This window comes from Dinghuibacter sp., assembly GCF_035492835.1.
Classification (GTDB): domain Bacteria; phylum Bacteroidota; class Bacteroidia; order Chitinophagales; family Chitinophagaceae; genus Dinghuibacter.
The window spans coordinates 1-6699 of sequence record NZ_DATJIY010000233.1; the positions used below are offsets into that span (position 1 = coordinate 1).

4 protein-coding genes are annotated in these 6699 nt (G+C 59.2%); all 4 read right to left on the minus strand.

Going from position 1 to position 6699, the window contains the following annotated elements:
- On the minus strand, positions 1-1295 hold a 1295-nt coding region (locus tag VL547_RS21425), incomplete at its 3' end, for a RagB/SusD family nutrient uptake outer membrane protein (protein ID WP_325581824.1).
- Positions 1296-1307: 12 nt separating this feature from the next.
- Complete coding sequence (locus VL547_RS21430; RefSeq protein WP_325581826.1) at positions 1308-4640, minus strand: SusC/RagA family TonB-linked outer membrane protein; 3333 nt, start codon at positions 4638-4640, stop codon at positions 1308-1310.
- Positions 4641-4824: 184 nt separating this feature from the next.
- Complete coding sequence (locus VL547_RS21435) at positions 4825-5991, minus strand: FecR family protein (RefSeq protein WP_325581828.1); 1167 nt, start codon at positions 5989-5991, stop codon at positions 4825-4827.
- An 81-nt stretch (positions 5992-6072) separates the two neighbouring features.
- On the minus strand, positions 6073-6699 hold a 627-nt coding region (locus VL547_RS21440), incomplete at its 5' end, for an RNA polymerase sigma factor (protein WP_325581832.1).

A 6699-nucleotide genomic window follows, 5' to 3' on the forward strand; every position in this document is an offset into this window, starting at 1 on the left:
CGCTCGTGGGCCACCGCGGCGGTGACCTGAGCCGGGGTAAGACCGGGGTCGAGCGGCGCAAGCCCCGCCCTTGCCCGCAGGACATCGAGGTCCGCGATGGCGGCGGCGGTGCCACCGGGCGCGCCGTTTGCTTCGGCTTCCGCGCGGATCAGGTACACTTCTGCCAGCCGGAGCACCATGTAATATTCGGTTGGCGTGCCGCCGGAGACATAATTGTAGCTGCCGGTTTTATACTTGAACGGATAAAAGAACACACCGGTCGAATCCAGGGTAGGGGAAATGCTGTCAATCGTTCTGCCGATCCAGGCGTTCTTGCGCTGATCTCCCGGTTCAAAGGCGTTCATAAGGTTGTCGGACAGCCACCAGGTGGCGGTGCCGGTATGGATCGGGTAGGGGATAAAGGCCATGCCCTCCGGCGTGGCGTTGCCCACATTGGTTACCTGGTTGGACTGTTGCAGCTGCCAGATCGCCTCGCGGCTGCCGGTGGAGAAGACATTGTTCAGGTCGGCTTCCAGCCCGAACAGTCCGGTTTGGCCGATCACGGAATCAGCCAGGGCGGCGGCGTCGTTGTACTGCTTGTTGTAGAGATAAACGCGTGCCAGGAGGGCCGCTGCCGCCCAGCGGTTGGGCCGGATGCGCTGACCGCCGCCGACGGAATAATCACCGGGCAGGTCGGTATAGGCGTCCTTGAGGTCCTGGATGATTTGCTGGTATACCTGGTCGGTCGGGGTCCTTGCCATGCCGGCCGTCTGGTTGAAGTCGATCGTCAGCGCCAGGGGAACGTCTCCGAAAAGATTGACGAGGTAGAAGTAGCAAAACGCGCGGACTAGCTTGGATTCGGCCGTTAATTCCTTACGCGTGTAGTCATGCAGACCGGGGCTCGTGGAGGCCGCGATACCGCCGATGACCGCATTGGCCCCATAGACCGCGTTGTAAGCGCTCGTCCATAACGTCGGAGTGGTGGGGTCGTCGGCCAGGAGGCGGTTGGTATAAAAGTGTATGTAGGCGCCGTTCGACTGCGTGATCACGGCCAGCTCGTCGGAGGAAAGTCCGGCGGTCACCGTCGTCACACCGTTGCTGAAGCTGGTATTGAGGTCGGAGTTTGTTATGCCGCCCGTTCCATTGATCATCTGGGTGTATATACCGCTGATGGCCGAAGCGGCAAGGGTATCGGAGGAGAAGACCTCCCCGGTGGTTATCGAGTTGATGGGCGCCGGTATCGCCACCAGCTTTTTGCAGCCAACCGATCCCAGCAGCGGCAGCGTCGTCAGAACGCCTATAAAGAGATTTCGCATATCAGAGAAGGTTTACAGGTTTATGGAAAGGTTGCCCGTGATGGCCCTGGACTGCGGCATGCCCCCGAAAGTCTGTGTCTCGGGGTCTATGCCTTTATACCTTGTGATGACAAAAAGGTTTTGCGCCATTAGGGACAACGTACATCCCTGTAGCTTCACCCGGCTCAGCCATTTAGGCGCCAGGCTGTAGGACAAGGCCAGGTTCGTCAGGCGGATAAAGGAGGCATCGGTCAGGGCTCCGTCGGAATACAGGAAATTGACGTCACCCTGCCCCCCCGCCGTGGTAAAGCGCGCATAAGTGGCATGGTCCCCCGGTTTTTGCCAGTGGTCGTTGAATACCGTGGTAGCGACGTTCTCGTCGAGACTGCCCGGCGAGACGAGATAGCTCGCCAGGGCATTGGTACCCAGCTGGTGCTTGTAGTCGAAATTGAACGAGAAGTACCATTGTTTGTAGGTAAATATATTCTCGATCCCGCCGAAATATTTGGGGTCCATGTCGACCGGCAGGTAGCGGTCGTCACCCATGGTGCCGGGGACGACGGCCGTATTATACCGCACTTGTCCGTCGTGGTTGTAATCCACATAGCTGTATTGCCCCGTTTGCGGATCGACCCCGGCGTATTTCAGGACGTACCTGGTGTTCAACGGATCGCCGACCTTATACTGCGAAGCATAGGGGGAGTTGGCGATACCCGGGTAGGACTTCAGGATATTCCGGTTGAACGAAATGTTACCCCCGACTACCCAGGTGAAGTCCTTGGTGACGACGGGTTTTGCCCGTACGATAAATTCGAGCCCCCTGTTCTGGACGAGCGCCGGCCAATTCGCGGTCACGGATGAGAACCCGGTAAACACCGCGGTAGGATAATTGGTGAGCTGGTCTCCCATGCGGTTCAGGTAATAATCCGCTTCCAGGGACAGACAGTCGTTCTTGAGCAGGTGGACTTCCAGACCGCCATCGAACGACTTTTTCGTCGCCCAGTGATAATCCTGGTTGACCGCATGCAGGTTCGTCAACGGAGGGATACCCTGGTAGGTGGGCAGCGGGTTGTTGCCCACGCCCCACTGGGAGAGATACTCGTAGTCATGGACATTGTCGCTCCCTTCTGTGCCATAGTTCCCCTTTAGCTTTAGAAAGGGGATATACGACGGCAGTTTCAGCCAGTGTTCTTCCGAAAGGATCCAGGCGATACCGCCGGACCCGAAATTTCCGTACTGTCTGCCGGGGCCGAAACGGGAGGACCCTTCCTTACGGCCGTTCAGGTTGACGACGTACTTATTGCCCCAGCTGTAGTTGATCCGGCCAAAGATCGAAGCCGACTTAGCCACGCCGAGCCCATTGGTGACGGTGATGATCGGCGCGTTGGCCATGGATTGCAGGAACTGATCGCTGGTAAAGCCCAGGGCGTACGACGAGACGGCGGTCGTGCGGCCGGTTTCGTGGCTTACGCCTGCTTGCACGCCCAGGTGTCCACCCCACAAGCCGCCGGACCAAAGGAGCTGGGGCTCGATATTCAAGTCGGTAATTTGCGTGTTACCGGAAAGATTGCTGCCGGTGGGATTGTATAGGGGATTGAGCGCCGCGATCGGGGACAGCGTGACCTGGTTGTTCTGGCTGTTGCTGAAACCCGCGGAGACCGATACCTTTAACCCCTTATACAGCTCGTAGCTGGCGTCAGCCGATGAGCTGAACATATAGGTGGCCGACGTATAGGGCGTGAGCAGGTTGGCGAACGGGAAGTAGGCGCCCGGCGCTTCGTTCCACTCGGCGTAGTTCAGGTTGCCGCCCTTATCGAAAATCGGCGGGGCGTCGGGCGCCAGCGTACCGGCCTGGGGGACGGCAATCGTATTGACGTTGCTGTACGTAAAGCCGGTGCTGACATTGACAAGCAGCTTCTGGTCCCGGGAGTGCGTGGTCAGGGCGAACATACCCCCGGCTTTCTGGATGGCGCCGCTGGTGGTCAGGATGTCCGTCGTCCGTTCATAGTTGCCACTGATCCGGTAGGTCGTCTCTTCACTTCCCCCGGAAAGCTCCAGCATCAGGTCGGTTGACCGGCCGACGCCGCCCCAGAGCGCGTGCTGCCAATCGACGCTCCGGGTGGTGTCCCAGGCGATCAGGTCGGGCGCATTCTGTGCGTTGGGAATAAAGCCGTCGTTCCGGAGCGCTTCCCGCCGCATTTGCAGATATTGGGTCGTGTTCAGCATATGCCAGTAGCGGTTGATCTCGGATATACCCTGGCTGGCCCGCACGGAAAGGTGGGCGGGTCCGGGCTTCCCTTTCTTGGTGGTGATGATGATGACCCCGTTGGCGCCCCGGGCGCCATAGATCGAGGTAGCGTCGGCGTCCTTGAGTACCTCGATACTTTCGATGTCGAGGGGGTTCATATTGAAAAACGGGCTCTGGCCCTGGGTAGGGCTCAAGGCGGCCGTAAAACCCTGGGTGACGCCGGAGCTTCCACCGGCATAACCCGAAATGGGGCTTAGCTCCGAGTAGACCATCGGGATACCGTCTATGACAAAAAGGGGATCGGACGGATAGGACGGATCGATCGAGTTCCGGCCCCGGATCTGCAGCTTGACCGGGGAGGCGGCGTACCCGTTGGCCGGCGTGACCACCAGGCCCGCGACGCGGCCCTGTAATGCCAGGAGGGGATTGGTCACCGGTTGTTTTTCGATGTCTTCGGCGGTGACCTTGACGATGCTCCCCGTGGACAACCGGCGGCTGGTGGTGCCGTATGCCTGCACGACCACCTTGTCGAGCTCGTTGGTGGCCCGGTGCATGACGATCATGGCCATCTGGTTGCCGTTGAGCGGCACCGTATCCTTGTTATAACCGATGGCCGTCACCAGGAGAACGTCGGACGGGTCGACCATCTTTAGCTGGAATATGCCCGCGCGGTCGGTTTGCGCTCCGCGGCCGGAGCTTTTCAGGATGACGCTCACCCCCTCCAGCGGACGGTTGGATTCGTCGACAACATAGCCGGCGACCAGGGGGAATACCACCCGGATACGCAGCGGGGCCGCGGTATCGGGCTTTGCCACAGGGGGCTCTTCTTTTTGCCGGACGATGATCTGCTTGCCCATCACCGTATAGGTGAGCGGCTGGCCTTCAAAACAGCGGTCGAGGGCTTCCGTCACGGTCGCGTTACGGAGGCGGATGGTCACCGGCCGGGCCTTTTTCATGAGCTGATCGTTGTAGAAAAACAGGTAGCCTGTCTGTGCGCGGAGCCGGTCGAAGATCTTTTCGAGCGGGGCGTTTTTTTCGGAAAGGGTTACCGTCTGTGCCTTCCCCTCAGCCTTTGCCTGGAGCAGGGCGCCCAGTAGCAGGATGGTCGCGAGCCTCATAACCAGTAGCGTTTTGGTCGTTAAATACATACCTTCGTTTTGTCTGGGTAAATGAATCATGGTGCAGTCACGCAAATTGTTCACATGGTCTGCCCGGACAAATACCACCGGGGAGCTGGAACCTCCCCGGTTTTTTTGTCCGGTGACCTAAGCATGGGCAATCGTCAGGCGTTTATCTAAGGCTTCATGGCTGTACGGTAATGTCGTTTCCTTTTATACGGAAGTGGATGCCGGATGCCTCCATCCAGGCCAGCACATCCGTGATCGGTGCGGAACGAGGCATTTGCCCGGTGTATGTCTTATCCCCGGCGGCGCCTTCGATGTGCACGGTGATGTCGTACCACCGGCTGATCTGGCGCATGATGGAGGGTATATCCTCATTCTTGAATACAAACAGACCGCTCTTCCACGCGACCGCTGATTCCAGGTCTGGCTCGGTCACCAGCCGCAGGCGGCCGTCTGTTTGGAGCACGGTCTGCTGACCCGCCAGCGGGTGGGTCTTCTGGCGGCCAGCCAGCACATCCACGCTCCCCTGGAGCAGGGTTGTTTTCAGAACCGGCTCGTCTTCATAAGACTTTATATCGAATTGTGTCCCGAGCACATCCACTTCCTGGCGGCCTTCGACGCGGACCCGGAAGGGTTTCGCGGCATCGGCGGCAACCTGGAAATAGGCCTCGCCGGTCATCGTAACCGTACGGTCATTACCGGTAAAAGCAGTGGGATAAGTAATGGAGGAGGCGGCGTTGAGCCAGACCTGGCTGCCGTCGGGCAAGGTCAGGTGGTATTCTCCTCCTTTGGGGGTAGCCAGTGTGTTGTACATGGCCTCGCCGGGTTTGGCCGCGGCGGTATAGGCCAGCGCGCCGCTGTCCACCTTCACGACTTTTGCATCACCCTGTTGCGCGACAAGGCCGTTGGAGGCGCTATCAAGGGTGACCCGCCTGCCGTCCGAAAGGGTCAGTACGGCCCTCTTGCCGCCTGGAATGATCGCGTGCGCCTGGGTGATGACGGGAGTTGGCGGTTTGGTGGGATAGAAGAACTTCCAGCAGACCGCACCCGAAAGCAGCACCGCGGCCGCCGCCACCCATTGCCACCGGCGCCGGCGCAATGGGATGACCGGCGCCGCCCGATCGGACCGAAGCACCTGGTGCAGGACTTCGTCCCACTCTTCGTGCTGATAAGTTTGAGGTTCCTGGCTGGCCAAACTGGCCATGAGCAATGGATAGAGGGTATCCACGAATGTTTCCCGGTTCTCCTCCGCCCGCAGCCACGCGAACAGGGACTCTTTGTCTCCCGCGTCCAGGCCGCCGGACAGGTATTGTTGTACCAGGTCAAGTATACGTTGATTCTCCATGTGCTCCTCATGGGGGAATGCCCCCTGTTTATTGTAGAATACCGCCGGCGTATTTTGTACTGCGGTCGACCCGGTTTTTTTTCAGGTTCTTAGAAAAACGGCCATCAGGGCCATCACCTTGCCCGCGGCGACCAGGTATTCCCGTATAAATTTGAGGGAGGACGACAGGGCGTTGCGGACATGACTATGGGAGAGGCCGAGCTTTTCGGCGATTTCCGCCGTTTTCAGCCCTTGTTCCCGGCTGAGCTCGTAGATGAGTCTCTTTTGTGTTGGCAATTGCGCCAGTGCTTTCCGGACCAATTGGGCCGTTTCCTGCAGACCCAGGTCTTGTTCCGGGTGCAGCGCAAAGGCGCTTTGTTGTTCCGCCAGCTGCCGGTAGTGGCGGTCCCGTGCGGTCTGCTTTTTCAGCCAGGTAAAGCTTTCGTTGGAGGCCACCCGGAAGATCCAGTTCACCGGCTTTTCCAGGCCGGGCAGCTGGTCGCGGTTCAGCCATACCCGTATAAAGGTCTCCTGGATGACTTCCTTGACACCCTCGCTTGAGGGCAGCCATTTCCCCAGCGCTGCCTGCAGCTGCGGCACCAGGGTTTGGAACAGGAGCGCGAAAGCAGTCTCGTCGCCTTCCGCTACACGCTCCCATATCTCACGGGCAATATGACTGGACGGGTTTTCCGGCAAAATATCCCCGAATGTACGAAACTCGGGTGACCC

Excerpts from the sequence above, each read along its gene's own strand:
- VL547_RS21430 (WP_325581826.1), bottom strand. The coding sequence starts at position 4,640 with ATGAGGCTCGCGACCATCCTGCTACTGGGCGCCCTGCTCCAGGCAAAG.
- VL547_RS21435 (WP_325581828.1), bottom strand. The coding sequence starts at position 5,991 with ATGGAGAATCAACGTATACTTGACCTGGTACAACAATACCTGTCCGGC.